This window comes from Bacillus sp. RE35, from assembly GCF_052146655.1.
Classification (GTDB): Bacteria; Bacillota; Bacilli; order Bacillales; family Bacillaceae_G; genus Bacillus_A; species Bacillus_A cereus.
Genome location: NZ_CP197377.1, coordinates 4,631,033 through 4,656,563 on the forward strand (window position 1 = coordinate 4,631,033; position 25,531 = coordinate 4,656,563).

Here is a 25,531-nt window from a genome sequence, read left to right on the forward strand (position 1 = left end):
TCGGCAAAAAGTGCAGGTAAAATTAAGCATGTCATATTTATCCACAATATTCTAATTTACGAGTGTTTTCATATGGAAAAACGCAGCCTTTCATGTAAGACTGCGTTTAAGCTTTACTCTTCCGATATGCATCTACACTATCCGTTACACTTTGCAATAAAGAATTTACATACTGCGGGTCAGATAATTTTTTGTCTTCTTCATAGTTTGACATAAACCCAAGTTCTAATAACACACCAGGAACCTTTGCCCAATTAAATCCAGAAAGATCATCCCGAAATTTAATTCCATTTACTTTTACTTGCTGGTTCTCCCTCATTTTATTTACAATCATTTGAGAGATTTGAAGACTTTCCGCATAAATCTCTTTCGTATACGGACTTCCTTCTGCCGGCGTCAATACAGCAAACCCACTTTCGTTTGGATTTTCAGAACCATCTGCATGAAGACGTAAAAATAAATTCGCCTTATGATTATTTGCGAATGTCGCCCGTTCTTTATTACTTATATCAACGTCTTGTGATGTTCTCGTCATTAATACTTGTATCCCTTTTGCTTCAAGCTTTTCTTTTAATAAAAAAGCCATTTCTAATACAAGTACAGCCTCTCTCTTTTTCGTCACAACACCTGTTGTACCGTCTGTCACTTTATATTTTTGCGTTGTTGCCCCTGGTCCAATTGGCTCTAAATTTAAATTCGCTTTTTGTTGATGTCCTGGATCAATAACGACGAGAAACTTCTCTTGTTTTTCATTACCCTCTACTTTTTGTTCATTATTTTGCACTGGTTGCTCAGTTGGCTGTACTGGCGTAGTTTCTTCTTTCTTTTCCTCAGATGATACTTCCTCTTGCTTATGTTCTACTTGCTCATTCGTTTGAATTGCTTGTGACTCTTCATTCTTTTCTTGTTCTTGCTGCTTTTCTACCGGTGCGTCTTCTTTGGTATCTTTGTTTTTCTCTTGTATAGAAGATGTAGTTTCTTTTTTCGGCTGCTCTTGTGAACAACCGGCCATATATATTCCAATGAATGCAATCATGCTCATTATTTTTATATACTTCATACTTCTCTCCCATCACTTTGCACCGGATTCAAAGTTTTTCTTATAATTGCCCTATAATCTCATCCATATTTCCAATATAAACTGGCTGCCATTTTTCTGTACCACGTTCTGCAGTATAAACCGGATAAGCGTCATCATCTATATTTACGAAAACTGGATCGCCCATATCCGTTTCATATCCAATTGTAATCCATCCTTCTTGCCACTTTCCGTTTTCTTCACTTATTAATGAATTTTTATGTTTATCGTATCGGTAACCGATTTGTCCTTTTTCTAATTCACTTTCACTAAACACATATATTTCATAAGTACCTAGCTCAATATCTTGCTGTTTTGAAGTTTCAATTCGTTTTAGAAGTTCTGCGATTTTTATTTGTTGTTTCATACGTCTATCCCCTTCTATTTTTCTAAATTTTAACTAGTTTGTTTATAAAATACAATATAGATTTTAAGAAAAAAGGTGACATCCTTATAATATGAATGATTTTTTGAATATATCTGTCACAACTCTACATATATCAACGATTTTTCAAATATATCTATCGTAACTCTACATATATCAACGATTTTTTAATATATCTATCACAACTCTACATATATCAACGATTTTTCAAATATATCTATCGTAACTCTACATATATCAACGATTTTTTAAATATATCTATCACAATTCTCAATATATCAACGATTTTTCAAATATATCTATCGTAACTCTACATATATCAACGATTCGACACGGAATATCGACTTACCAACAAAAAATGACAAAACAAAAAGAGAGGCTGCCCAAAAGGACAACCTCTCTTTTCTTATATCAATTAAAATTTAAACTCTTGTCCAACTTCAAAGCTATCTTCTAATACAAGAATACCTTTTTCTTGTGGAGCATCTGGAAGCTCTAATTCACGTGCAGAGCAGATCATTCCAGAAGAAGGAACACCGCGAAGTTCTGCTGGTTTAATTAACATACCACTTGGCATTACAGCACCAATTTTTGCAACGACAACTTTTTGTCCTGCATCAACGTTTGGTGCACCACATACGATTTGTAATGTTTCTGTACCGATTTCTACTTTACAGATGTTTAGCTTGTCAGCATTTGGATGCTTTTCTTTTTCAGCTACATAGCCTACAACAAATTTCGGAGAAAGATCTGCTTCTACTGTTTCTTCAAAGCCATTCTTCGCTAAAATTTCGTTGATTTTCTCTACAAGCTCTTTCGTTAATGTAAGGTTGCCTGTTTCTTTTACTTCTAAGTAAGAAGATGCATTAAAGATGTTGAATCCTGCTGTTACATTGCTTTCACGATCATATACGCGTGCAACATCTCCTTTGCGATCAAAAGTACGGTTCTCTAAAGTAATATCTTGTAAGGCAACAATTAAAGTGTCACCAATTCCTTCAAGGTTGTAAAAAACGTTCACTTCGTTCATCCTTTCTCTTTTCCATCTGTCTTCTTCCGATTTTTCGCTAAAATAAAGATTGGTTCAAATTCTCCATCTTCATATACGAATGAAAGTGATGTAATCGGAACATGCCCTTCGGCAAAAAATTTCATTGTCATTTGTGCAATAATATCATAACCGATTTCGTTGACGATATCAGCAATAATTAATACATCTTGGTGAGGAACAGCAACAACCATGTCACCAGAAATCTTTTCACGCATCGATTGTAGTAACGATTCGTTTAAAATACGAGTCGCGTCATACCCATCATTTGTGTTTAAAAAGTAGAATGTATTACCCGCTACTGTGTCTTGTTTAAATTCATAACCTAATGAGCGTGCGTTGAATAATGCCATTTCACGCACTTGCTGTTCTGTAAGTTCTAATTTTTGTAATAGACGCTCATCAATTAGTCGATACGTTTTATTCGAATCTAGCGCGTAGTAAATACGTGTTTCCGCCGTATGATCCGTCATAATAAACGGATTTCCTTCTTCTGCTTGTTTCGGGAAAGAAGTAGAGCGAATAACAGGTAAAATTTTCGCTCCGCTATTTTCTTCTTTATGCATCGCAATTAGCGCTTCTTGTACGTAATAAGCAACTTCTTCAATTGCCTTTTCCTTGTTCACTTCCCATTTTGCCACAACTCCTGGAAGCGATACGTTAATACCTTTTTTGGAGTCTTTTTGTTCAATACGTAAAACTTCTTTCTCACTATCATACTGAAAGTCCCATTCTGGGCGAGATAATTTCTTTATTAACTCATCTTTCATCTTTTTACTTGTCATCTTCATCTCTTTTTTCCTCCCTTCCAAAAAAATAACCTCCCCCGCGAAGGTAGAGGTTGTTTTACAATTCAATTGGCAAATTGCCTTATTTTAAACCTTCAATGAACTCTTCGATTTGTTCTTGTGTTTTACGATCTTTGTTTACATAGCGACCAGTTTCTTCACCTTTATTGTACGCTACAAAGCTCGGAATGCCAAATACGTCTAATTTTACACATAGATCAATAAACTCATCACGATCTACATAGTAAAATGAGAAATCACTATATTTCTCTTCTACTTCTGGCATAAATGGATCTACAAAGCGGCAGTCTGGGCACCATTCTGCTGAGAACATAAAGACTACATTCTCTTCATTTTTTAACTGTTGGAATTGCTCCATGCTTTCTAATGACTTCATCTATATTTCCTCCTCTAACGGGTGCATTTTTCATGTTATAATCTTTCTTTTATACTACCATACATCGCGCACGGTGCAAGGTTTATGCTTGCTTTTTATCATACTTATATTGCCCAACTAACAACTTAACAACGTGTACAAATAATTCCGTGCGGTCGACATAATCATCTGTAAAAATACCGATAGCACCTTCGTGACTACGAATATCTTTTCGCTGCACAAACTCTTCCATCACTTCGCTTAATTCCTTACCATCTTCAAGAGGTGCTAAAAAATCGTCTGGTAACGTAATACGCGCTCCTCCGGCCACAAATACTTTCCCATCCATTGTTGCTAGCGCGCCCCAGTTACACATAAATAAACCGTGCTCCGTTTTCATTACGCCGCCTTCTAGCCCAATACCAATTGGAGCTTCTCCTTCCTCTAGCGCTCGCTTCGCTCTATTAATCGCTCCTTGCATCGTCTCTTCATCTGAGAAAGGCTGAGCTGATACTCCTGACGGAACAGAAAGAGATGTAATTTCAGCATCTTTCCAAACCTTCTCCACAGCGCCAACCTTCGTTTTATTCTTTGATCCTACTACTACTTTCATTTCGTTCACCTCTATAAAAATTCATCATTCTATTCTAATATCCCTATCAGATACGAATTAAGCATCAACCACTACCACATATCACCAAGTCATCTATTCAGCCTAAAAAAGAAGGTTTTTTCTAGCAACATTACCGTCTTCAAAAACAAAAACAGCCTTCCTCTCACTTCCTACTTGGGGTCTTCATACATCATTCGAACACCAATTAAGCACTGACCATTCCCACTCATGGATGGGGCATCTATTCAATCTAAAAAAAGAAGGTTTTTTCTAACAACATTACCGTCTTCAAAAACAAAAACAGCCTTCCTCTCACTTCCTACTTGGAGTCTTCATACATCATTCGAACACCAATTAAGCACTGACCGCTCCCACTCATCGATGGGTCATCTATTCAATCTAAAAAAGAAGGTTTTTTCTAACAACATTACCGTCTTCAAAAACAAAAACAGCCTTCCTCTCTTTTCCTATCCAGGGTCTTAATACACCATTCGAGCACCAATCAGGCACTGACCGCTCCCACTCATCGATGGGTCATCTATTCAAGCCAAAAAAAGAAAGGCCTCTTCAGCCCTTCTTCCTCTCTACGCGTTATTCTTAATTGTCTCTAACGTCGTTTTATCTGTTGTTCTTACAAGCTTCGTAATTAATTCTTTCGCCGCTGCATAATCATCAACATGTAAAATTGAAGCATGTGTATGAACGTAGCGCGCACAAACACCAATTACTGCTGATGGGATACCAGAGTTACTTGTATGTACACGGCCCGCATCTGTACCACCTTGTGAAATAAAGTATTGGTACGGAATGTTGTTTGTTTCTGCTGTATCTAAAATGAATTCGCGTATTCCTCTATGTGTTACCATCGTGCGATCGTAAATACGAAGAAGAGCACCTTTTCCTAATTGACCGAACTGTGTTTTGTCACCAGATGCATCGTTTGCTGGACTTGCATCAAGCGCATAGAAAATGTCTGGTTGAATCATATTTGCAGCGGTTTGCGCTCCGCGAAGACCTACTTCTTCTTGTACAGTAGCACCAGAATATAATGTATTTGGTAATGTTTCGTCTTTTAATTCTTTTAACAATTCGATTGCAAGACCACATCCGTAACGGTTGTCCCAAGCTTTCGCCATAATTTTCTTCTCATTTGCCATCGGTGTAAACGGGCAGATCGGCACGATTTGTTGTCCTGGTTTTACACCAATTTCAATCGCATCTTCATAACTATCTGCACCTATATCAATTAACATATTTTTTATATCCATCGGTTTTGCACGTTGCGCGTCACTTAATAAATGAGGAGGAATAGAACCAACAACCCCAATAACAGGACCATTCTTCGTCATAACTTGTACACGCTGTGCTAATAAAACTTGGCTCCACCAGCCGCCTAACGTTTGAAAACGAAGCATTCCGTTTTTCGTAATTTGCGTAACCATGAAACCTACTTCATCCATATGACCTGCTACAAGAACACGTGGGCCAGTTTCGTCCCCTTTTTTCAGACCAAATACGCTACCTAAACCGTCTTGTACAATTTCATCCGCATATTTGCTTAATTCTTGTTTCATAAAACGGCGTACATCATGTTCAAAACCTGATGCACCTTGTAATTCTGTTAACGTACGAAATAATTGTAATGTCTCTTTATTCACGAAGTCCCCTTCTTTCAAACCTTAGTAGAATACCTCTTTTATTGTAACGAAATTTTCGAAATGTTTCTAGTTTCTTCTTTTTTAGCTGTATTTGCTTTATAATTATTATCGGTACACTATTTTTATTTTATAGAATTGAGGTGAATATATGAGCTGGAAAGGTTTAGTAGCAGGTCTTGGCGTTGGGTTCGCAGCTGGTTATCTCGTTGCAAACAAAGTACAAGAACAATCCCATATTTCTTCAGAAAAAGCATTGAAAATGGTGAAACAAGCATTAAGTCATAAAGGTGAAATTACTGGCTCTTGGGTACATATGGTTCCAGAGACATTTGAAAAATATGATGTCGCATATGAAGTTTATCGCGGCGGTCTTACAACAATGTTAGATGATATACAAGAACGATTTGAATTTTTAGTTGATGCTAAAACAGGTACTGTTTTAGAGGTTATAGCAGCATAAAACGGAGGGTTCCCATTAGGTGAACCTCTTATTTTTTTGAAATTGCGGGTATTGATTAAAATTATATCAGCGATTTTTTAAATATATCGACTTACCGACAAAACCCGACAATAAAAAAGAAGCTACTCCAATAAATATGATGGAACAACCTCCTATTTTTATGCTTCTATACTCGTTTTCCGTTCTATTTTTTCTACGATATGACCTTCCTCATTCCACTTCACAGCTCGATAATATGCGTCATGGTAAAACGTAAACCATGCCTCTTTTTCAGCACCATACTTCATCCACTTTTGCTTATTTTCAATCGAGGTCATCGGATAATCATCGTATGACATTACCCATAATACATTTTGATGCGCGTGCGTCGGCAATAGGTCTGCTAAATGAAGCATCGTTTCTCCTTGGCTTTCTAAAGCAATAACTGCATGTCCATCACTATGCCCACCCGTATGTGCCATCTTGATTTCATCTGTAATTTCTATTTCTTGCTGGAACGTAACAACTTGATCTACAATTGGCTCCCAATTTTCCTTCCAATATGTATTACGTGATCTAATGTTTGGATTCCTCATTTCATTCCATTCTGTTTCACTTACGTAAACTTTCGCATTTGGAAATGCCGGTACAAGGTGATCATCTTCCCATTTTGTTAGACCAGATGCATGATCAAAATGAAGATGTGTCATCAAGACGTAGTCGATATCTTCAGGCTTTAATCCTAATTTTTCTAATGATTCATAAACCGATGATTCTTCTGTTACACCTTGATTGCGTTTCATCTTCTCATTCAACTTACCGTTTCCTATCCCGGAATCAATGAGCATATTTCCATCTTTTGTTTGCAAAAGTAACGGATCTGTTCGTAAATAAATATGATTTGTATCATTATGTTTATATTTACGTGACCAAAGTACTTTCGGCACGACTCCAAACATTGCTCCTCCATCTAAATGTGTATTCCCACCTTTTAACCACGTTACTTTTATATCTCCAATTTGTAACTGTTCCATTACACATCCCCCTTTTTAATTAATCTTAACATAAAATTCTGATTATTTTAGGTGTAAAAAAACCTACGCATTACTGCATAGGCTCTGTACGATATTTTGCTTCAACTCGGTAAATACGATGACCTTTACTAGAGAATTTCTCTTCGTATTCAGTCATGATGTTACCTTCAAAGTCGCTGTTATGAAGATCTAAGCTTAAGTACGTTAGTAACATACCATACTCAGCCATACTCATAAGAGAATATTCAAATAAACCTTGGTTATCTGTTTTGAAATGAATTTCTCCGCCTTCTACTAACACTTCTTCGTAATTACGTAAAAATGTTTTATACGTTAAACGACGCTTCGTATGACGTTTCTTTGGCCATGGATCTGAGAAGTTTAAATAAACGCGATCAATTTCACCTTTCGCAAAGAAAACTGTTAAATCTTCAGCATCTTTATTAATTAACTTTAAGTTTGGTAATTCTTCTTCAATTAATTTATCAAGTGCATCTACAACAACACTTGTGAATTTTTCAATTCCAATATAATTAATATGTGGATTCGCTTTCGCCATATCATACATGAAGCGGCCACGACCTGTACCTACTTCAATGTGAATTGGTTGTTCGTTTCCAAATACTTCTTTCCAGCTACCAGCGCGCTCCTCTGGGTTTCCGATTACGATATGTGAATATTCATTAATTCGATCCATTGCATACGGTTTATGTCTTAAACGCATAGATGTTTCCCTCTCTTTACATAGCTATTTTAAAGGAATAATTCCTTCTTTCTTTTTTAATCAATCTACCAAACAAAAAACCAAGTACGTACGAGCACTCGGTCCGTTTCTTTCAAGTATAAGATGTACCATTTTGATAAAAACTACATACAGCATTAAACATTCCATGACGAAACAGCTTTTTCTCTTACATTTGAAGAGAAAAACAATCGAAAGGATGATCCGTTCATGCCAATTAATCAACAACATCAATTAGAAGTGCTGAAAGATATTTTAGTCAACCACCAAAGTGATTGCTGCGGGACAGTTTCAGAATGCGAGCAATTAGAGCGCCTCATTCAATCGTTACTCGCAAACGATAATATAAGTAGTGACGCTAAAACAATGCTAAACGATGTATATTCTTATAGTCAATCGGGTAAATCTTCCTCTAATTTGGACAACCATATTTCCAATAATCAAGAACAACTTACTCAGTGGATTGCTGGAATGGACAATTTTTCTTAAGTATCATTCTGAAGCAAGTAGTTGCTGTAAATATTGATGCCAATATTCAGCTTCTGCTTGCTGTTTTTTTGTTGTATGCCATTGAATAGACAAAATCGTTTGTGCTATCACATACCATCTCATACGCCTAAGCAGCGATTCATCCATTTCAATATCATAGTAACCGAGCCACTCACTCCATTCCTGGCGCGGAATGTACCAATATAATAACATACCGAGGTCTAGAGCTGGGTCAGCAATTACAGCTCCATCCCAATCAATTAAAAACAATTCATCTTCATCCGACAATAGCCAGTTGTTATGATTTACATCACAATGGCATACAACGAATTCATTGTATTCAATAGCTTTTAATGAATCCATTAAATATTGAAGGCCTTGCTGAATTGTTTCATCATCCCTTATATCTCCTCTTAAAACGAGTTGCAGTTGTTGTAATAACTCTTGTGCGTGAAGCGGCTGCTTCCCAAGTCTTTGAATCATCTGTACAAGCGCTTTAGAGGAGTGTATTTTCTTCAAAAGTTTCGCAACACGTTCTAGTTTCATATCCTCTGGCTCTAGCTTCTGTCCCGGAAGCCATTTTTGAGCAGAAATTACATCACCATTCGTTACCCTTCTTGTCCAAAGTAATTTTGGAACAATTCCTTCTGCTGACAATACCGCTAAAAAGGGCGATGTATTCCGCTTTAAAAATAACTTCTGTTGTCCGTTTTGCGCAATATATGCATCGCCCGTTACTCCACCAGCCGGTACAAGACTCCACTCTTTTCCTAATAATTGTTCCAACCATTCCATATTCATTACCCGTTAACAAATCCTTATCTTTTATAGTTATGAAAAGAAAAACCGCAACATTTCTACACATGTTGTGGATTCATATATTTTACTGTAAATGAAAAGAAAAATTAGCCTAAGCCAAAAATCCTCTATTTTATTTTACAAAACCTGTCATAGAATGACAACTTATCAAAATCGTCACCTTTGTCAATTCTACATTTATTACATTCTCATCGTCAAGTAGCGATTTGTCACATTATCGTCAATATATACGTGCTAATTGGAGCGAGCTTAAGTTCCTTTCCTCTAAATGAAGAAATTGGCTCTATTTTCGCTTCGTTTTCGTTTACTAACACATGCCACGTTGCTTCTTTCGGAAGTTGCACAGTTTTAGCTTCTAAACCGCTATTAAATAAGATGATAATCTCTTTCCATGGCCCAAACGTTTCTGCATGCTCTAGGTGATATGCAAGTACTTCTGTAGATGTTTGTAAAAAAGTCATATGTTTTTTTATAAGATCTGCGCTTTGTAATCGGAATGCCCCATGCTCTTTACGAATCGCAATTAAACCTTTTATATAGTTAACGGTCTCTATCTCTTTCTCTTTTTGATCCCAATCTAATTGATTGATCTCATCATTTGCATTATAACTATTTTCATTTCCTTTCTTCGTACGATAAAACTCTTGCCCTGCGTGTAAGAAAGGGATGCCTTGTGAAAGAATAACCATTGCGCTCGCTAACAGGTGACGTTTTTTCAAAATCGTTTCTGATTCTTCATTACTGCGCACTAGTTTATCCCACATCGTCATATTATCATGACATTCTACATAGTTAATGCTTTGCGCTGGCTCTAGAAACAGCCCTGTTTCTTTCATACTTAAAAGACTTCCTGCTGCAATATACTGCAAATGATTACAGTCTACATGCCCACCAAATGCAAAACCACGCTTATTTATATGAAATGTACTCCCTTTTATCCCATCACGAAATTGATCATTAAATTGCGCGATATGTGGCATTTTCTTCGCATTATTTAACGTTGCTTTTTCCTCACGAGGAAGCGGTGTTTGTAAATCCCATCCTTCTCCTAATAACAAAGCATCTCGTTTTATGTTTCGCACTTCTTTTTCTATCATATTCATCGTATCAACATCTAAAATTCCCATTAAGTCGAATCGGAATCCATCGACATTGTATTCAGTAAGCCAATATAAAATAGACTCTACAATGAATTTCCTCATCATTTTCCGTTCAGACGCTATATCATTTCCGACTCCCGTCCCATTAGAAGGCATACCATCTTCACCATGACGAAAATAGTATCCTGGAACAAGCTTTTCAAATGATGATAGCTCTCTTTCATAAACATGATTATAGACAACATCTATAATCACCCTAATACCTTGTTCATGAAATGTTTCAATTAGTTGTTTGCACTCAACTATCCTGTTATACGGATCAGAGGGGTTTGTAGCATAATATCCTGTTGGTGCATTGTAATATAATGGATTATATCCCCAATTATAGGCGGACGAAGGATTCGCCTCATCTACACCACCGAAACAATATAAAGGTAATAGTTCAACATGTGTAACACCTAAATCTTTTATATGAGACAACCCTGTTAATGTCCCATTCCGTCCTGTTGTTCCCTCTTCCATCAATCCTTTATATGTTCCCTTTTGAATTACTCCACTATTTGGATGTATAGTCGCATCACGAATATGCAGTTCATACAATATGGCATCTGTCATTGATTGTAATGTTGGTAATCCCTCTCGTCTTGTTACATTCGTTTTTTCTAAATTGATAACAACACCATGTTTTCCATTTACCGTCACCGACTTTGCATAAGGATCCACAGCTTCGTTCCATATTAAATTAATACAAACAAGAAATGTATAGCGTGCTCCGTCTAAATCACCTTGTAATGTTTGAATCCAAACTCCGTTTTCTCCCCTGTACATTTCATGATCGGTATATTCTTTATCGCTCTTATAAATTCTTACTTTCGCAAGCCTTGCAGTTGGGGCCCATACTTTAAATGTCGTTTCTTCTTTTTGATAAACAGCACCTAAATCTGTACCTTCGTAATAATACTTTTCATCGAAACTTTCTGTTCGAATAACAGCACCTATTTGTAAATCAGTTTCTTCATTCCGTTCATCTCGTACTGTATAATACTTCCCCACATCTAGCGGCTCTTCTATAAAGCACTCATACTTCGTTGCATCTGGAAGCGCAATCGTATGAGCAATCGGTAAATCTTTCACATTACTTCCTTCTTGCAAACGAAATGTCCGACTTGTTCCATACGCATGTGGGAGCAAAATTGTAATTTTATTCATTTCATCTAAATAGGCATCAAATGGACGTTTTACTTTCAACATAAAAAAATCACCATCATTCTCAAAGTTAAAATAAAGTGAAACTTTAATGAGCGAGAAAATTTCTCCATCCTCACTTATTATTAGCCTTCACCAATTAGGCGAGATAAAATGAGCTGCAAATGATAAGGCTTTTCTTATCAACAAGACTCTATACAGTAACTCCATTCTTCTCTATAGTATATTCACCTGCATAAAAAACGTTTTCAACATTCTATTTTTGTAATTTTATTTCAGCAATCGATTTATACTTCGGGGTTTCTTTCACGTGGGATTCGTATAAAGTAATTGTATCTGCTTGAAATGATATTTCAGGCACTTCTTTTATACTTTCTAAACGAAACTTTTCTTCTCCTATCCATTTACGAGCAACGGTAATATGCGGGTGATATGGGCGTGTTTCTAGAGAAAATCCATTTTCTTCACAAATGGCATGTATTTGCTTTTGCAACTGAAACAAATCGTGATTCTCACTTACCTTCGCCCAAAAAATACGAGGCTGATCTTCCCTACCAAACGTTGAAAAACCTTGTAGTGTGAACGATAGTTCTTTTGTTTCTGCAATTGTTTGTAATCCATTCTTTATTCCCTCTAATTGTTCCCCCGTTGCACTCCCTAAAAATGAAAGGGTAATATGATAGTCTTCTTTATGTACCCATGAACGAAATTGTAATTCCTCTTGCATATCCTCTTTATAGTTAGACAGCATTTCTTTTATATGATTCGGTAACGTAATTGCGACAAAATAATGCAGTTCCATGTACATCTTCTCCTTCTTTTCTATTGTTGCTTTTCTTTCTTATCTCATTCAGGTAAAAAGAAGCCGCTCTCCAAAATAGAGAGCGGACATTATTTATATATCCATTACTTCGCTAATTCATGAATTGCTTGCGCGTAAATTGCTGTTGCTTTCAATAAGTCTTCAATTTCGATATACTCATCTTTTTGATGCGCAAGTTCTTCTTTTCCAGGGAATAGCGGGCCAAATGCCACACCAGCTTTTAATGAACGAGCATAAGTACCGCCGCCGATTGCTAATAGTTCTGCTTTTTCACCTGTTTGTTCTTCATACACACGTTGTAACGTACGGATTAATACGTGATCTTTATCGACGTGATGTGGGCGAGAATTAGAATAGTCAGCCACTTCAAAACCATGCGTACCAACATATTCTTTCAACTTCACAATTGTTTCTTCAAAGTTAGTTGTAACTGGGTAACGTACGTTTAGCCCTAAGTTACCACCGTTTTCTTTCGTATAAGAAATGCGACCGACATTCACTGTTAACGGACCGCTAATTTCATCTTTGTAAGCAATAGTAGCTTTTTCACCAAAAATATCACCAGTAAATGTTTCTGTTGCAAATGTCGCAAATGCAGTTGCTTTTCCATCAAGTGAAACTGTAGTTAAGAAGTTTGCTAATAATAAACCTGCATTTTCTCCTTTTTCAGGAGTAGATCCGTGCGCTGAAATTCCTTCTATTTGCAACGTCACTGTATTTCCTTCTATAGTCGATTTCCCTATTTTTTTAGCAGTTTGTAAATACTCTTCATATGCTACTGTAAGTGCATTTACATCTTCTCCTGTGATAACTGCTTCTGCAAAATCAGGAACCATATTTAAACGGCGCCCTGAATCAAATGAAACAAGTTCATATGTACCTTTTTTCTCTTCACTACCATTTTGCACAACTTGTATATCAGAAATTCCTTTTTCTGCATTAATAATTGGAAAGTCTGCATCCGGTGCAAAACCAATTGTTGGCATTTCTTCATTTTTAAAGTAGTGATCTACACATTTCCAATTGCTTTCCTCATCTGTTCCTATAATCATACGAACACGTTTTGAAAGAGGTAAGCCTAATTCTTTCAAAATTTTCATTGCATAATATGCTGCCATCGTTGGGCCTTTATCGTCAATTGCACCACGTGCAAAAATCTTTCCATCGCGAATATTCGCACTATATGCGGGAGTCGTCCAGCCATCTCCTTCTGGTACAACGTCAACGTGACAAAGAATACCTACTAATTCTTCTCCTTGTCCCATTTCAAGATGACCTGCATATCCTTCTAAATTTTTAGAAGCAAAACCTTCAGCTTCTCCTTTATGTAACATGAAAGATAGAGCTTTTTCTACACCTTCACCGAATGGTGCGCCCTCTTTCGCAGATTCTTCTTCCCATACACTTTTAATTTGTAAAAATTGTTGTGTATCACGAATTAAATCATCTTTTCGTTTTGCAACTTCTTCTGTCCAATTAATCGCTGACATCACGCATCCATCCTTCACTATATTGTTTCTTTCATCATAACAAACAGAAATCTCTTATGCCATACACGAAAACTAAATACCGAACAATTGTAATATTTCAGATATTTCTTATTAGTTTTTCTTTTGTTTTTCCAAAAAAATTTGCAGGAATTTGGCGTTTTACGTAGAATTTTATGTGTTAGTTGACTGACCATATATACAATGTCAACTACCAATATTTTTCTATATGAATATTTGTTAAATTTCTGTAAAATTTAAGTAGATTAAAGCATGAATTTTATCATGTAGAGTACAATGGTAGTAACGACCTTCTTTCCTGAATGGGGTCAAAAAAACTAGTAGAGGAGTGGTTTTCTCTTGAAACCTACAACTACTCGTATGCTAACACGCATTAAATCAATTTATATGTACATCAATGAAAACGGAACGGTAACGACGAAAGACCTTGTAGATGAGTTCGGGATCACACCGCGAACGATACAACGTGATCTAAATGTGTTGCAGTTTAATGAACTCGTGTATAGCCCTTGCCGCGGTAAGTGGACAACAACAGGAAAGAAAGTGAGAATGACCTCATAACGAAAAATAATTGTATGGTAAATAAATACATACCCCTTTCTAATAATTAGAAAGGGGTCTTTTCTGCGCCTATAAAGGTACTACTTTTCAGTATCTACTTGATATGTTTTTAACATTTCTACTTCTTCATCTGTTAGCTCTCGGTATTGTCCAAGTTCTAGTTCTTCATCTAATACTAACGGACCCATCTCTGTTCTCTTTAGGTAGACTACTTTTTTTCCTACCGCTTCAAACATACGCTTCACTTGATGGAATTTCCCTTCCGTAATCACAAGCTCAATTTCAGAAATATCATCGCTTTTCAATATTGTAAGTGCACCTGGCTTTGTTTCATAGCCATCGTCTAAAATAACACCTTTAGCAAATTCTTTTACATCCTCTTCTGTTACTACTCCTGCAACGTGTGCATAATATTTTTTCGGCACATGCTTTTTCGGAGATAATAATTGATGTGATAACTTCCCATCATTTGTTATCAATAAGAAGCCTTCCGTATCGATATCAAGTCGTCCAACTGGGAACGGATCAAAGATTGCATCTTCTAATTCTAATAAATCTATTACTGTTTCATGATTATCATCTTCCGTCGCTGAAATAACACCTTGTGGTTTATGCATCATTAAGTAAACAAATTCTTTGTATTCCACAACTTCACCGTGAATCATAACTTCTTGCTCTTCTACATTTACATGAACTTTCGCATCTTTTACTGGCGTTCCATCAATTTTCACAACGCCATCTTTCAATAATTTCTTTACTTCTTTTCTACTTCCATATCCCATATTTGCTAATAATTTATCTAATCTCACGTTTTTCACCTTCTTTATTTATCATAGAAAAGGGGACGTAATTACGCCCCTCTTGATTTCAACTTTATTTTAAATCTACTACCAAGTTTACGTTGAATTTTATCTAATGCTTCTCCACCAAATACTCTTTCCAGTACTCCTGTGCGAATTGCTAACAATCCGTAAACAAGACCGCCAATACCTGCACAAATCGCAACTGTTATAAGAGCACCAATACGGCCATCAGGCGAAATCATGAAGGATAGAACCCATTGTGATAGTTTTACAGCAACGACCATTATAAGTGTCAGTACTGCAATTTGGAATGTTCTTTTATATACAACACCGAATGAATAGTGTGCGTATTTTTTAATTTGTTGATTTGTGTACCAAACAGAAGCTAAGAAACCAACTGCTGTCGCTAGAATTGCTCCTACTGTACCGAAATAACGAATAAAGATTACGTTACATACAAATTTCAAAATAACGCCCATTATAAGCGCAATAATCGCATGCTTCTGCTGGTTAATACCTTGCAGGATTGCTGCTGTTACTGTAAATAAAGCGAATAACAACGCAACTGGTGCATACCACATTAATACTTGTCCACCTAGTGGATCTGAATCGTAAAACGCAGTATAAATTGGATATGCAAGTGAAGAAATACCGACAACTGCTGGCAATGTTAAAAACATATTTGCCTGGAATGTTTGTGTAATTTGTAATTTCAAATAGCGGTATTGTTTTTCAGTAAATGATTTTGTGATTGCTGGTACAAGCGTTAAACTAAACGCTGTTGCAAGTGATACAGGAATCATAATTAACTTATGCGTCCACATTGTGAAAATACCGAGAGCTCGCTCTGCGATATCACCTTGACCAATCGCCTGCATAATTGAGTTAAATGTCAATGTATCAATTTGTTGATATAAAGGAATTGTTAACCCAATTACAACGTAAGGAATCGCATATGCAAATAACTCTTTAAACAATTGAACGGTGCTTACTGTTGATTCTGGTACAGTTTGTTCAATTAAATATTGATCCAAATATTTTTTACGTTTTAGCCAGTACCAAATTAACACACCGAGTGCTCCAACCGCTGAAACGAACGCAGCAAATGTCGCTACTCCAACTGCTGTTGCAACTGTACCGCCAAGTACTTTAATAACGATAAAACTACCTGCTAATAAAAAGACGATACGAATAATTTGTTCAATAATTTGTGAAACGGTAGTTGGTCCCATAGACTGGTGACCTTGGAAATAACCACGAATTAAACTCGCTGCTGGTACAACAATAAGCGCGAAGCTTACAAGACGAATGATCGTCGTAACTTCTCCTACATTATTGTGTATACTTTGTTTACCAAGCATCGCTTCTGCAAACAATGGCGCCGTCATGTACAGCACTAGGAACGAAAGAACTCCTGTTACGATCATCATAACCATTCCCGAGCGGAACATTCTCCGGCTCGTTTTATAATCGCCAAGCGCATTATATTTGGAAACAAATTTTGAAACAGCAAGTGGCACACCTGCCGTTGCGATACTTAAAAAGATCGTATATGGAATGTATCCATATGTATAGAGCGTTCCGCCTTCTGTTCCTACTAATGCATGAAACGGAAAGACGTAAATCATGCCTAAGAACTTTACTAAAAATGTCCCTAGCGTAACAATAAGCGTTCCGCGCAGAAATTTCGAATCGGACATACAAAAATCCTCCTACATCTACATAAAGTGAAACTATAATTAGTTGGAGACTTCTCTCCTACTCCTTATTAGTTGAACCATTCGAGCATTTACAGGCTAACAGACTCCCTATTTACTTCTCCTAAATCTTGAGGTTTTAGTCTTATCGCCTACAAATGGCAGGATAGTGCTGAACTCTAACTTTTGTATTGTACCACAATTCTCTCATTAAGCAGTACTTCACTCTATTTTTCTTTTAAGGGAAAACATGCTATTCTTTTAGGCAGGAAATGTAGAAAATGAGGTCGATATATTATGCATTATGATGTTATTGTCATCGGCGGCGGTCCTTCTGGGCTAATGGCTGCAATTGGTGCTGCAGAAGAAGGCGCAAATGTCTTACTTCTTGATAAAGGAAATAAACTTGGGCGTAAACTTGCAATTTCTGGTGGCGGACGCTGTAACGTAACGAACCGTCTACCACTTGATGAAATTGTTAAACATATACCAGGAAACGGTCGCTTCTTATACAGCGCTTTTTCTATTTTTAATAATGAAGATATTATTACATTCTTCGAAAATCTCGGTGTTAAATTGAAAGAAGAAGACCACGGTCGCATGTTCCCTGTGTCAAACAAAGCACAATCTGTTGTAGACGCACTTTTAACACGATTAAAAGACTTAGGTGTAAAAATTCGTACAAATACGCCTGTTGAAACGATTGAATATGAAAATGGTCAAACAAAAGCAGTTATACTGCAAACAGGCGAAGTGTTAGAAACAAATCACGTCGTTATCGCTGTTGGCGGAAAATCAGTTCCTCAAACTGGATCTACTGGAGACGGATATGCTTGGGCTGAAAAAGCGGGTCATACAATCACAGAATTATTCCCAACAGAAGTACCTATCCTTTCAAACGAGCCGTTTATACGTGACCGCTCATTACAAGGTCTTGCTTTACGTGATATAAACTTAAGTGTATTAAATCCGAAAGGAAAAGCTATCATTTCTCACAAAATGGACATGCTCTTCACTCATTTCGGCCTATCTGGACCTGCTGCTCTTCGCTGTAGCCAATTCGTCGTGAAAGCACTGAAAAAGTTTAAAACGAATACAATACAAATGAGTATTGATGCATTGCCAGAGGAAAATAGTGAACAACTATTTCAGCGCATGCTGAAACAAATGAAAGAAGATCCGAAAAAAGGAATTAAAAACGTTTTAAAAGGTTATGTTCCTGAACGTTACTTCCTATTCTTATTAGAAAAAAATGAAATTGACGGCAGCGAACAAGCTGGACAAGTTTCTCACGAAAAGATTCGTGCACTTGTGAAAGACTTTAAAGAGTTTACTGTGAATGTAAATGGTACGCAGTCAATTGAAAAAGCATTCGTTACTGGCGGAGGTGTATCCGTGAAAGAAATTAATCCGAAAGAAATGTCTTCTAAATTTACGAACGGCTTATATTTCTGCGGAGAAGTTCTTGATATTCATGGTTATACTGGTGGCTATAATATTACATCAGCCCTTGTTACTGGTAGAATTGCTGGAACGACTGCTGGAGAAAACGCGAAAATGCAATATTAAAAAAAGAAACAGGGATTCCTGTTTCTTTTTTAATATTGCCATGAAATCATTATCGGCGATTTCTCAAATATATCGACTTACCGACAAGAAGCGACAAACATCTGCTCCATGTAACTTTCCATTGCTTTTTTGTTGCTTTATATACCTTAGTACCTTTATATTTTATATTGTTGAATATTTAAAAAAGGGTAAGGGGAAAACAAATGAGAAAAAAAGTCATGATGTCTTTAATGTTAATGACGTTTCTTTCTGCGGTAGAAGGAACGATTGTTAGTACAGCAATCCCTCGTATAACGAGTGATTTGTCAGGCGTCGAACTTGTTAGTTGGGTATATGCAATTTATATGCTTGCAACAGCTGTTTCGACTCCAATATACGGAAAGCTCGCTGATTTATTTGGCCGTAAAAAAGTTTTACTGATCGGAGCTACAATCTTTTTAGTCGGTTCTGCACTTTGCGGAGTCGTTACATCGATGGAACAATTAATCTTCTTCCGCGCGCTTCAAGGTATCGGTGCTGGTGCTGTTATGCCAATCACAATGACGATTATTGGAGACTTATATAGCGAAGCGAAAGACCGCGCGAAAGCACAAGGTTGGATGAGTGCCGTTTGGGGTGTATCCGGTGTTATCGGACCGTTAGTAGGTGGATTTTTAGTTGATTCCCTTTCTTGGCGTTATATTTTCTTCCTAAACGTTCCATTCGGAATTATCGCTTGCTTAATGATTGCAATTTACTACAAAGAATCTATTAAACCTGCTAAGCATCATATCGATTATCTTGGTGCAACAGTCTTCTCATTAAGTACAATCGCTCTACTATATGCATTATTAACAGGTAGCAGTAAGCAAAACTGGGGAGACATGACAATTATCGGCCTATTAATCTTTGCCGCTATTTCATTTATTATTTTCTTATTCATCGAGAAGAAATCTCCGGAACCATTAATTCCGCTAGCACTTTTCTCTAACCGTACATTATCTACGATAAATATATTAACTCTTATTGCTGGCGCAATGATTATTAGTATTACAATGTACCTTCCAATTTGGAGCCAAGGTGTATTAGGGAAAAACGCTACAGAAGCTGGACTTATTTTAATGCCAATTCCTGTTATGTGGACATTTGGCGCTATTTTCTCTGGTAACTTAGTAGGCAAATTAAAAACGAAACAAATCATTTTACTTGGAGCTAGCATTTTATCAGTCGCTACGTTCTTATTATTTACACTATCAACAAATTCACCATCGTTCCTTATTTATGTAGCAGTCGGATTATTCGGCTTAGGCATGGGGCTTGTGACACCGATTTACATGGTAACAATTCAAGCAGCCGTACCAGCTCATACACGCGGAACAGCTGTTGGTTTAAACACATTTATTAATACATTTAGTCAAACGTTAGGTGCTGCAATATTCGGTACAATCTTCAATACGATGATTCACGCACGTGGTATTAAAAATCTTGATCTTGTATCTGGTGGACATGGCGGTACTACAGCAAACGTAGTAACCGAATCGCAATCTGCATTAGCATCAAGCGTACACGTCATTTATATGAGCACTTTCGTATTAGCAGTATTTACATTAATTATCGCTTGGCTCTTATTAAAGCCAGCTACACAAACAAGTGAGCAACAATAAAAAGGATGACCATTTTGGTCATCCTTTTTTATTCTTCATTCTCCACAATATGTTTCAGCATGGATAATTTATTATCCCAAAAACGTTCATAATACGAGAGCCATTGTTGTAATTCTTCTAATGGTTCTGGATGCAAACGATATATCTTCTCTCTTCCGCTTTTTCTTCCACTTACTAAATTCGCTTCTGAAAGAATATGAAGGTGCTTTACAACCGCAGTACGACTCATCGGAAAATGATCCGTTATTTTGGAAATCGGTAACTCTTTGTCACTTAATAACCGTATTACTTCTCGGCGGGTTGGATCAGCAATTGCTTGAAATACATCATATTTCGCTGCTGACGAGGACACTTAGCCTTCGACAACCTTTTTCAGTTTTTCATTTACAATCGCTACCCAACCACCGCTCATTCTATCGCGAATAATAGAGCTCTTCGCATTTGCTTTCGGAAGAATTTCATCAGGATGTTTCCAGCCGCCGTGAATTAACGTAAATTCTGTTTTGTTATCTCCTAAGTCTTTCAAATCAAATGAAACAACCCAGCCATCTGTATCCCATGAGAAAGATAAATGGTTTGGTTCATCAATTTCTAATACTTTACATGGTGATGGCCCAAATGGTGATTGCACATGAAATTCATGTCCTACCTCTAATACAAAATCATTTGGCATAAACCATGACGCAATCCCTTCTGCAGTTGATACTACACTCCATACCTTTTGAATAGACGCGTTAAAAACGATTGTTTGTTTAATATCATTTAATGTATTTTGTTGTTCCATTTTCATTCTCCTTTACTCGGCGTTATAACATAACACCTTTTGGTTATACTTTGATAATATAACACCTTTTAGTTTCATGTCAACGCTAATTCTTTTACTGTTGAGAAATTCTCAACATTTTTTCAACAGGACAAACACCCTCTTAGCATTTCCTCATAATATACTCACAAAGGCAATACAAAATAAAAACTTCTCTCAACATGAAACTCCATCATTCATATTGAAAGAAGCGCCTTACTTATATCATGCGTACTTCGTCTCTCCTCCTTCCCTCAAGGGACAATACGCGAGATATGACAAAGTCAGAAGGAATATGCCCACCATTTGAGTAGGTAGTTATTTCTCTTCTCCTCAACATTTCCTCAGGAGCGAAATGACTACCGACTCACTTTTTTCAAACAAAAATAAAAAGGGGATGAAAGCGATGTTCTATTGCATTAACTGCTCTGATATTCATCATGAAAAACATCCAAATGATAAAGTATTCAAAAACGGTTTTTATATTGATCCATTTTTAGGTGATCGTTATCACCTTGGTATGTGTAAAGATGCCCAAAACCATGAAACAGGGGAGCCTCTTTTAACGACAAAGAAATTAGGCACAACCCAATCTATTATGAACGTATTACCGACACATGTTGTCCCAACATAAAACATAAAAAAGAGCTGGGTGAGCCAGCTCTTTTTTATGCTTTATAAACGATCATTGCTGAAAAACAATAAATTTGGTTTTCATCGTCGTTAATAGAAACACCAACTTGATACTTAATATCTACAAAGTTGCTATCATCAATCTTTTTCAAAAACACATTCACAGCGTCTTCTAAGTCTTTTTCGTGACTTTCATCAAAAACTTTCACACGAATCATGTTAACACCATCCTAGATCGCAGCCCTCCGCCGCTTGATTATTGCCACGGTGCGTATCTATGATGCGATAAAACTTTCCATTCTCATATATATATCCGTCTTCTAACACATATTTTTTATCTTCAGTATAGACATAAAACTTACCTATCATAAATTTACTCGTATATAATTCCAAATAATTTGGTCTAAATTTAGCTACAACTTTATTTGTAATATCAATTTTTATTGTGCGCCCCACCTTCTCTCCCTCCTTTGCAAAGAACGGATTTAGGTATATTGTATTAGCGCTTTTACATTTTATGCTTAAAAATAAGTGGATATGCCTTCTTTCTTCACCTGTACTATTTTTCTAAAAAAATCACTATAAATAAAACCCGAAAAAATACAAAAAAAGCACTTTATCTTATTGACTCGAATATAAATATTATGTTATTATATAAAATTTGACATTTTTACATACGTATGTTATCATTAAAAGTGGTTACCACATATGGAGGTGGATGATTTGTTTCAAATTGGTGATAAAATCGTTTATCCAATGCACGGTGCAGGAATCATCGAAGCAATTGAAGAGAAAGAAATATTAGGTACTTCACGTCAATATTGTGTGATACGCATCATTAGTAAAGATATGCAAGTAATGCTTCCGATGGATCAATTAAAAAAATCAGGTATTCGTTATATCGTTGATCGAGGTACGTTAGATGATATACTTCTTGAATTTCAAAACGGGGAGTCAGACACATCACTCTCATGGAAACAAAGATATACAATGAATATGGAAAAAATGAAAAACGGCAATTTACAAGATAGCGCAGAAGTTGTTCGGGATTTACTTCGCCGCAATAAAGAGAGAACTTTAAATGCGAGTGAAAAACAAATGCTAGATAACGCCCGAAAAATGATGATCAGTGAAGTTGCACTCGTACAAAATGTTTCTGAACATCAAGCAACAGAATTTCTTCAAGATACAATTAATCACTAAATTTAAAATAGCTGGCCGCTATTTTTTTTTTGTAAAAAAAGGACGAAGAGTTTTATCTCTTCGTCCTTTTATATTACCCACGCCCAGCTTGAAACGATGGATATAACGTCATTCCACCATCTGCAAATAGCGTAATTCCCGTTACGTAACTCGCCTCTGATGAAGCAAGCCAAGTTGCTACTGCTGCGATTTCTTCAGGTTTTCCAATATAGCCCATAGGTATCATACTTTCTACGTCAGCACGTTTTTTAGGATCAGCAAACTTTTCTGCATTGATTGGCGTATTAATTGCACCTGGTCCTATATTATTTACTCGAATACCTTTTGGTGCATACTCTAGCGCTAACGTTTCTGTCATCAGTTTAATGCCACCCTTACTTGCTGCATAGTGCACAAATAGTGGCCACGGAATTTTCTCATGAACACTAGACATATTAATGACAGAACCTTTAATATCATGTTCTACAAAATATTTAATCGCTTCACGACTTCCTAAAAAAGCACCTGTTAAATTTGTATTAATTACCCTATTCCAATCTTCAAGCGGCATTTCATGCGACGGTACCGCGTTTTCTATCCCTGCATTATTAATCATAACGTCAAGCGTACCAAACTCTTTCACAGCAGATTGAATGAGATTCACAACATCTGATTCGACGGTTACATCACCTTTTACAGCAATCGCTTCGCCGCCTACCTTTTTAATTTCTTCTAACACATCATTCGCTTCTGATTCTCGTGAGCGATAATTAATAACCACTTTCGCTTTTTCCTTAGCAAACCTCACTCCCATCGCTCTTCCAAGACCAGTTGCTGATCCTGTAATAACGACAACTTTCCCTGCTAAATCACTATACATTTCCATACCTCCTTTAACTTTTGGCTATACCTAACATAATTCCGGCTGCGATAATAAAAACAATACCGACAACGATACCCGTTAATTGACGTTTCGTTTTCTTTTCACCTAATATAAGGATCCCACCAAGCGTGGAAATAATAATTCCCATTTGCGATAGCGAGAAACTTGTTGCGACTCCAACACGCGGCTGCGAAATGAATAAAAACATATTTCCAGCTGCCCAAATTAATCCTGGAATAATATTTCGGATTGCATATTTATTAAATGGATGATGTTTAAAGGTAAGCAAAATCCCACCTAACACCATACCAACTGCTTGTGGCAACAAAGCTGACCAACCATCTACGTTAAATAGTCTAATCACTACTACGTAAACTAAATAGCCGACTGTTGAAATTAATAAAATTACGATACCTCTTTTAAAGTTTGCTGCTTGCTCTGCATTCTTTTCTTCTTCACTTTGAAGCGATGTTAAAATAACACCGATAATAATACAAACGAGCGCTAAAATCCCAAGGACGACCGATATTGTCGTGGACCATTCATGAAATACGATAACGCCAAATAAAGTCGTCGCGACTAATTGAAGTCCTGTTGAAATTGGCATCGTCCTCGAAACACCCATTAAATCAATACTTTTCAATTGATTTGCCTGACCAAGCGCCCAAAATAAACCTGACACAACTCCAACTCCGATAACGGTAGGTGTTAATACTGGCTTCATAAAAATATAAACAACAATTGAGAAAATAAGTGCTCCAAACGTTGTTCCGAGCGTTTGACTATACGGTCCCCCGCCCAGTTTTACGTTAAATAGCACAATACTTCCCCAAAATATAGCTGGTAAAATCGCTAAAAATATATCCATCACTCATTACCTTTCTTTACTAAATGCATAGGTTATCACTCTAAGTCATTAGAGTGAGCTTTTATTTTTTCTTTTTCCCGTTCACAAACTTTTTCTGCAATAGCGTCAGAAACATTCTTTTCTCGCTCCACTTTCTTTATCTTTACGTGATCTAAATGGTCTTCCAAAGTAAGCGTAACTTTATCGTTCGGGGGATTATGCGCTCCTTGAAATGTAAGAAATTGTAGCTTCACTTCATACCTAGGAACAAATTCATCTTTCTTGCCGAGACGCTTTATATTTATGACTGAAGCACATTCATATTGATCTTCTGTCACTTGTCTAATAACTGAATAGTACCTATTTGATAATGCACTCTCTAAAAGCTGTTCTCTTGATTCTTTCGCGAAAGAATCACTTGGAGAAGAGAAAAAAGACGCACATAGCATTGTCATAACTACACATATTTTTTTCATAATTCCCTCCTTGTTCTATAGATTAGTGTTCTCAAAACTGCCATAAAAAAACGACTTTCCCTATATAGGAAAGTCGTTTTAATGAATCCAATATTAACCACCGCTCACTGGTGGGATTAGTGCAACAACATCACCAGATTGGACCCTGTCATCTTCATTTGCATATTCTTCATTAATCGCAACCATAATTGGCTCTGAAACTGGTACATTATATTCGTTCGCAACAACATCTTTTAACTGTGCAACCGTAATATTTTCTTTCTCTATTTGTAATTCACTTGTCCCTGCTTCTTCTTGCAAGTGCGCAAATAACAATACTCGAATCATAC

Annotated in this window: 30 protein-coding genes; 7 read left to right on the plus strand and 23 right to left on the minus strand. The window is 36.6% G+C overall.

The window, feature by feature from the left end:
- Nucleotides 1-106: 106 nt before the first annotated feature.
- From ACTL4X_RS23680 to ACTL4X_RS23710, 7 genes are all read right to left on the minus strand, one after another.
- On the minus strand, nt 107-1,060 hold the full coding sequence (locus tag ACTL4X_RS23680; RefSeq protein ID WP_000874046.1) for an N-acetylmuramoyl-L-alanine amidase: 954 nt from the start codon (nt 1,058-1,060) through the stop codon (nt 107-109).
- Nucleotides 1,061-1,100: 40 nt separating this feature from the next.
- Nucleotides 1,101-1,445, minus strand: a complete 345-nt coding sequence (locus tag ACTL4X_RS23685; RefSeq protein ID WP_000813166.1) for a hypothetical protein — start codon at nt 1,443-1,445, stop codon at nt 1,101-1,103.
- Between the two features lie 433 nt (nt 1,446-1,878).
- Entirely contained in the window at nt 1,879-2,493 is a 615-nt protein-coding gene (gene ytpR / locus ACTL4X_RS23690) for a YtpR family tRNA-binding protein (RefSeq protein ID WP_001006770.1), read from the minus strand.
- Nucleotides 2,490-3,302: a DUF1444 domain-containing protein gene (locus tag ACTL4X_RS23695; protein ID WP_000784588.1), complete on the minus strand. Its 813-nt coding sequence runs from the start codon at nt 3,300-3,302 to the stop codon at nt 2,490-2,492. The genes ytpR and ACTL4X_RS23695 overlap by 4 nt, the downstream gene beginning before the upstream one ends.
- 79 nt (nt 3,303-3,381) lie before the next feature.
- Nucleotides 3,382-3,696, minus strand: a complete 315-nt coding sequence (locus ACTL4X_RS23700; protein WP_000838193.1) for a thioredoxin family protein — start codon at nt 3,694-3,696, stop codon at nt 3,382-3,384.
- An 82-nt stretch (nt 3,697-3,778) separates the two neighbouring features.
- The gene (locus ACTL4X_RS23705) at nt 3,779-4,288 is read right to left on the minus strand and encodes a DUF84 family protein (RefSeq protein ID WP_000869940.1); all 510 of its coding nucleotides are present in this window, start codon (nt 4,286-4,288) and stop codon (nt 3,779-3,781) included.
- 584 nt (nt 4,289-4,872) lie between these two features.
- Entirely contained in the window at nt 4,873-5,946 is a 1,074-nt protein-coding gene (locus ACTL4X_RS23710; protein ID WP_001031514.1) for a M42 family metallopeptidase, read from the minus strand.
- Nucleotides 5,947-6,094: 148 nt separating this feature from the next.
- On the opposite strand from ACTL4X_RS23710, the gene ACTL4X_RS23715 reads away from it, so the two are divergent.
- Nucleotides 6,095-6,406: a PepSY domain-containing protein gene (locus tag ACTL4X_RS23715; protein ID WP_000118541.1), complete on the plus strand. Its 312-nt coding sequence runs from the start codon at nt 6,095-6,097 to the stop codon at nt 6,404-6,406.
- A 158-nt stretch (nt 6,407-6,564) separates the two neighbouring features.
- Here ACTL4X_RS23715 and ACTL4X_RS23720 read toward each other — a convergent pair whose 3' ends face one another.
- A complete protein-coding gene (locus ACTL4X_RS23720) occupies nt 6,565-7,419 on the minus strand; it encodes a YtnP family quorum-quenching lactonase (RefSeq protein WP_000436848.1) in 855 nt (284 codons plus the stop codon).
- A 70-nt stretch (nt 7,420-7,489) separates the two neighbouring features.
- Entirely contained in the window at nt 7,490-8,143 is a 654-nt protein-coding gene (gene trmB / locus ACTL4X_RS23725; RefSeq protein ID WP_001239385.1) for a tRNA (guanosine(46)-N7)-methyltransferase TrmB, read from the minus strand.
- A 228-nt stretch (nt 8,144-8,371) separates the two neighbouring features.
- Between trmB and ACTL4X_RS23730 the strand changes: the two genes are divergently transcribed.
- On the plus strand, nt 8,372-8,650 hold the full coding sequence (locus ACTL4X_RS23730) for a YtzH-like family protein (RefSeq protein WP_001122235.1): 279 nt from the start codon (nt 8,372-8,374) through the stop codon (nt 8,648-8,650).
- Between the two features lie 3 nt (nt 8,651-8,653).
- Here ACTL4X_RS23730 and ACTL4X_RS23735 read toward each other — a convergent pair whose 3' ends face one another.
- The 4 genes from ACTL4X_RS23735 to pepV form a co-directional block, all read right to left on the minus strand.
- Complete coding sequence (locus ACTL4X_RS23735; RefSeq protein WP_001986674.1) at nt 8,654-9,451, minus strand: phosphotransferase family protein; 798 nt, start codon at nt 9,449-9,451, stop codon at nt 8,654-8,656.
- Between the two features lie 227 nt (nt 9,452-9,678).
- Nucleotides 9,679-11,820, minus strand: coding sequence for a type I pullulanase (gene pulA, locus ACTL4X_RS23740; protein WP_086692082.1), 2,142 nt, complete (start codon nt 11,818-11,820; stop codon nt 9,679-9,681).
- A 211-nt stretch (nt 11,821-12,031) separates the two neighbouring features.
- A complete protein-coding gene (thpR, locus tag ACTL4X_RS23745) occupies nt 12,032-12,577 on the minus strand; it encodes an RNA 2',3'-cyclic phosphodiesterase (protein WP_048656116.1) in 546 nt (181 codons plus the stop codon).
- Nucleotides 12,578-12,681: 104 nt separating this feature from the next.
- Nucleotides 12,682-14,088: a dipeptidase PepV gene (gene pepV, locus ACTL4X_RS23750; RefSeq protein WP_086692079.1), complete on the minus strand. Its 1,407-nt coding sequence runs from the start codon at nt 14,086-14,088 to the stop codon at nt 12,682-12,684.
- 357 nt (nt 14,089-14,445) lie between these two features.
- Here pepV and ACTL4X_RS23755 point away from each other — a divergent pair, with 357 nt between their 5' ends.
- Nucleotides 14,446-14,667 (plus strand): DeoR family transcriptional regulator, encoded by a 222-nt coding sequence (locus ACTL4X_RS23755; protein WP_000805512.1) that lies wholly within the window; start codon nt 14,446-14,448, stop codon nt 14,665-14,667.
- Between the two features lie 80 nt (nt 14,668-14,747).
- Here ACTL4X_RS23755 and ACTL4X_RS23760 read toward each other — a convergent pair whose 3' ends face one another.
- On the minus strand, nt 14,748-15,476 hold the full coding sequence (locus tag ACTL4X_RS23760) for a pseudouridine synthase (RefSeq protein ID WP_001234947.1): 729 nt from the start codon (nt 15,474-15,476) through the stop codon (nt 14,748-14,750).
- Nucleotides 15,477-15,517: 41 nt separating this feature from the next.
- On the minus strand, nt 15,518-17,170 hold the full coding sequence (locus ACTL4X_RS23765; RefSeq protein ID WP_086692076.1) for a putative polysaccharide biosynthesis protein: 1,653 nt from the start codon (nt 17,168-17,170) through the stop codon (nt 15,518-15,520).
- Between the two features lie 294 nt (nt 17,171-17,464).
- Here ACTL4X_RS23765 and ACTL4X_RS23770 point away from each other — a divergent pair, with 294 nt between their 5' ends.
- Both ACTL4X_RS23770 and ACTL4X_RS23775 read left to right on the plus strand, forming a co-directional pair.
- Nucleotides 17,465-18,736 (plus strand): NAD(P)/FAD-dependent oxidoreductase, encoded by a 1,272-nt coding sequence (locus ACTL4X_RS23770; RefSeq protein WP_000558859.1) that lies wholly within the window; start codon nt 17,465-17,467, stop codon nt 18,734-18,736.
- 203 nt (nt 18,737-18,939) lie between these two features.
- A complete protein-coding gene (locus ACTL4X_RS23775; protein ID WP_001228021.1) occupies nt 18,940-20,379 on the plus strand; it encodes an MDR family MFS transporter in 1,440 nt (479 codons plus the stop codon).
- 28 nt (nt 20,380-20,407) lie between these two features.
- Here the strand turns inward: ACTL4X_RS23775 and ACTL4X_RS23780 are convergent, their stop codons facing one another.
- Nucleotides 20,408-20,731, minus strand: coding sequence for an ArsR/SmtB family transcription factor (locus ACTL4X_RS23780; protein WP_000098837.1), 324 nt, complete (start codon nt 20,729-20,731; stop codon nt 20,408-20,410).
- Complete coding sequence (locus ACTL4X_RS23785; protein WP_000437765.1) at nt 20,732-21,163, minus strand: SRPBCC family protein; 432 nt, start codon at nt 21,161-21,163, stop codon at nt 20,732-20,734. It lies immediately after the preceding gene.
- Nucleotides 21,164-21,587: 424 nt separating this feature from the next.
- On the opposite strand from ACTL4X_RS23785, the gene ACTL4X_RS23790 reads away from it, so the two are divergent.
- Nucleotides 21,588-21,815: a DUF3973 domain-containing protein gene (locus ACTL4X_RS23790; protein WP_000498989.1), complete on the plus strand. Its 228-nt coding sequence runs from the start codon at nt 21,588-21,590 to the stop codon at nt 21,813-21,815.
- A gap of 34 nt (nt 21,816-21,849) precedes the next feature.
- Here ACTL4X_RS23790 and ACTL4X_RS23795 read toward each other — a convergent pair whose 3' ends face one another.
- On the minus strand, nt 21,850-22,032 hold the full coding sequence (locus ACTL4X_RS23795) for a sporulation protein Cse60 (protein WP_000621751.1): 183 nt from the start codon (nt 22,030-22,032) through the stop codon (nt 21,850-21,852).
- A gap of 1 nt (nt 22,033) precedes the next feature.
- The gene (locus tag ACTL4X_RS23800; RefSeq protein WP_000533804.1) at nt 22,034-22,270 is read right to left on the minus strand and encodes a DUF2553 family protein; all 237 of its coding nucleotides are present in this window, start codon (nt 22,268-22,270) and stop codon (nt 22,034-22,036) included.
- 252 nt (nt 22,271-22,522) lie between these two features.
- Here ACTL4X_RS23800 and ACTL4X_RS23805 point away from each other — a divergent pair, with 252 nt between their 5' ends.
- Nucleotides 22,523-23,017, plus strand: coding sequence for a CarD family transcriptional regulator (locus ACTL4X_RS23805; RefSeq protein WP_000451445.1), 495 nt, complete (start codon nt 22,523-22,525; stop codon nt 23,015-23,017).
- 73 nt (nt 23,018-23,090) lie between these two features.
- Here the strand turns inward: ACTL4X_RS23805 and ACTL4X_RS23810 are convergent, their stop codons facing one another.
- The 4 genes from ACTL4X_RS23810 to moaD all read right to left on the minus strand — a co-directional run bounded on the left by ACTL4X_RS23810 (nt 23,091) and on the right by moaD (nt 25,529).
- Nucleotides 23,091-23,876: a glucose 1-dehydrogenase gene (locus ACTL4X_RS23810; protein ID WP_000286673.1), complete on the minus strand. Its 786-nt coding sequence runs from the start codon at nt 23,874-23,876 to the stop codon at nt 23,091-23,093.
- Nucleotides 23,877-23,889: 13 nt separating this feature from the next.
- Entirely contained in the window at nt 23,890-24,747 is an 858-nt protein-coding gene (gene glcU / locus ACTL4X_RS23815; RefSeq protein WP_000350861.1) for a glucose uptake protein GlcU, read from the minus strand.
- Nucleotides 24,748-24,782: 35 nt separating this feature from the next.
- Entirely contained in the window at nt 24,783-25,202 is a 420-nt protein-coding gene (locus ACTL4X_RS23820) for a DUF3888 domain-containing protein (protein ID WP_000717684.1), read from the minus strand.
- Between the two features lie 93 nt (nt 25,203-25,295).
- On the minus strand, nt 25,296-25,529 hold the full coding sequence (moaD, locus tag ACTL4X_RS23825; protein ID WP_000621778.1) for a molybdopterin converting factor subunit 1: 234 nt from the start codon (nt 25,527-25,529) through the stop codon (nt 25,296-25,298).
- Between the last annotated feature and the right edge of the window lie 2 nt (nt 25,530-25,531).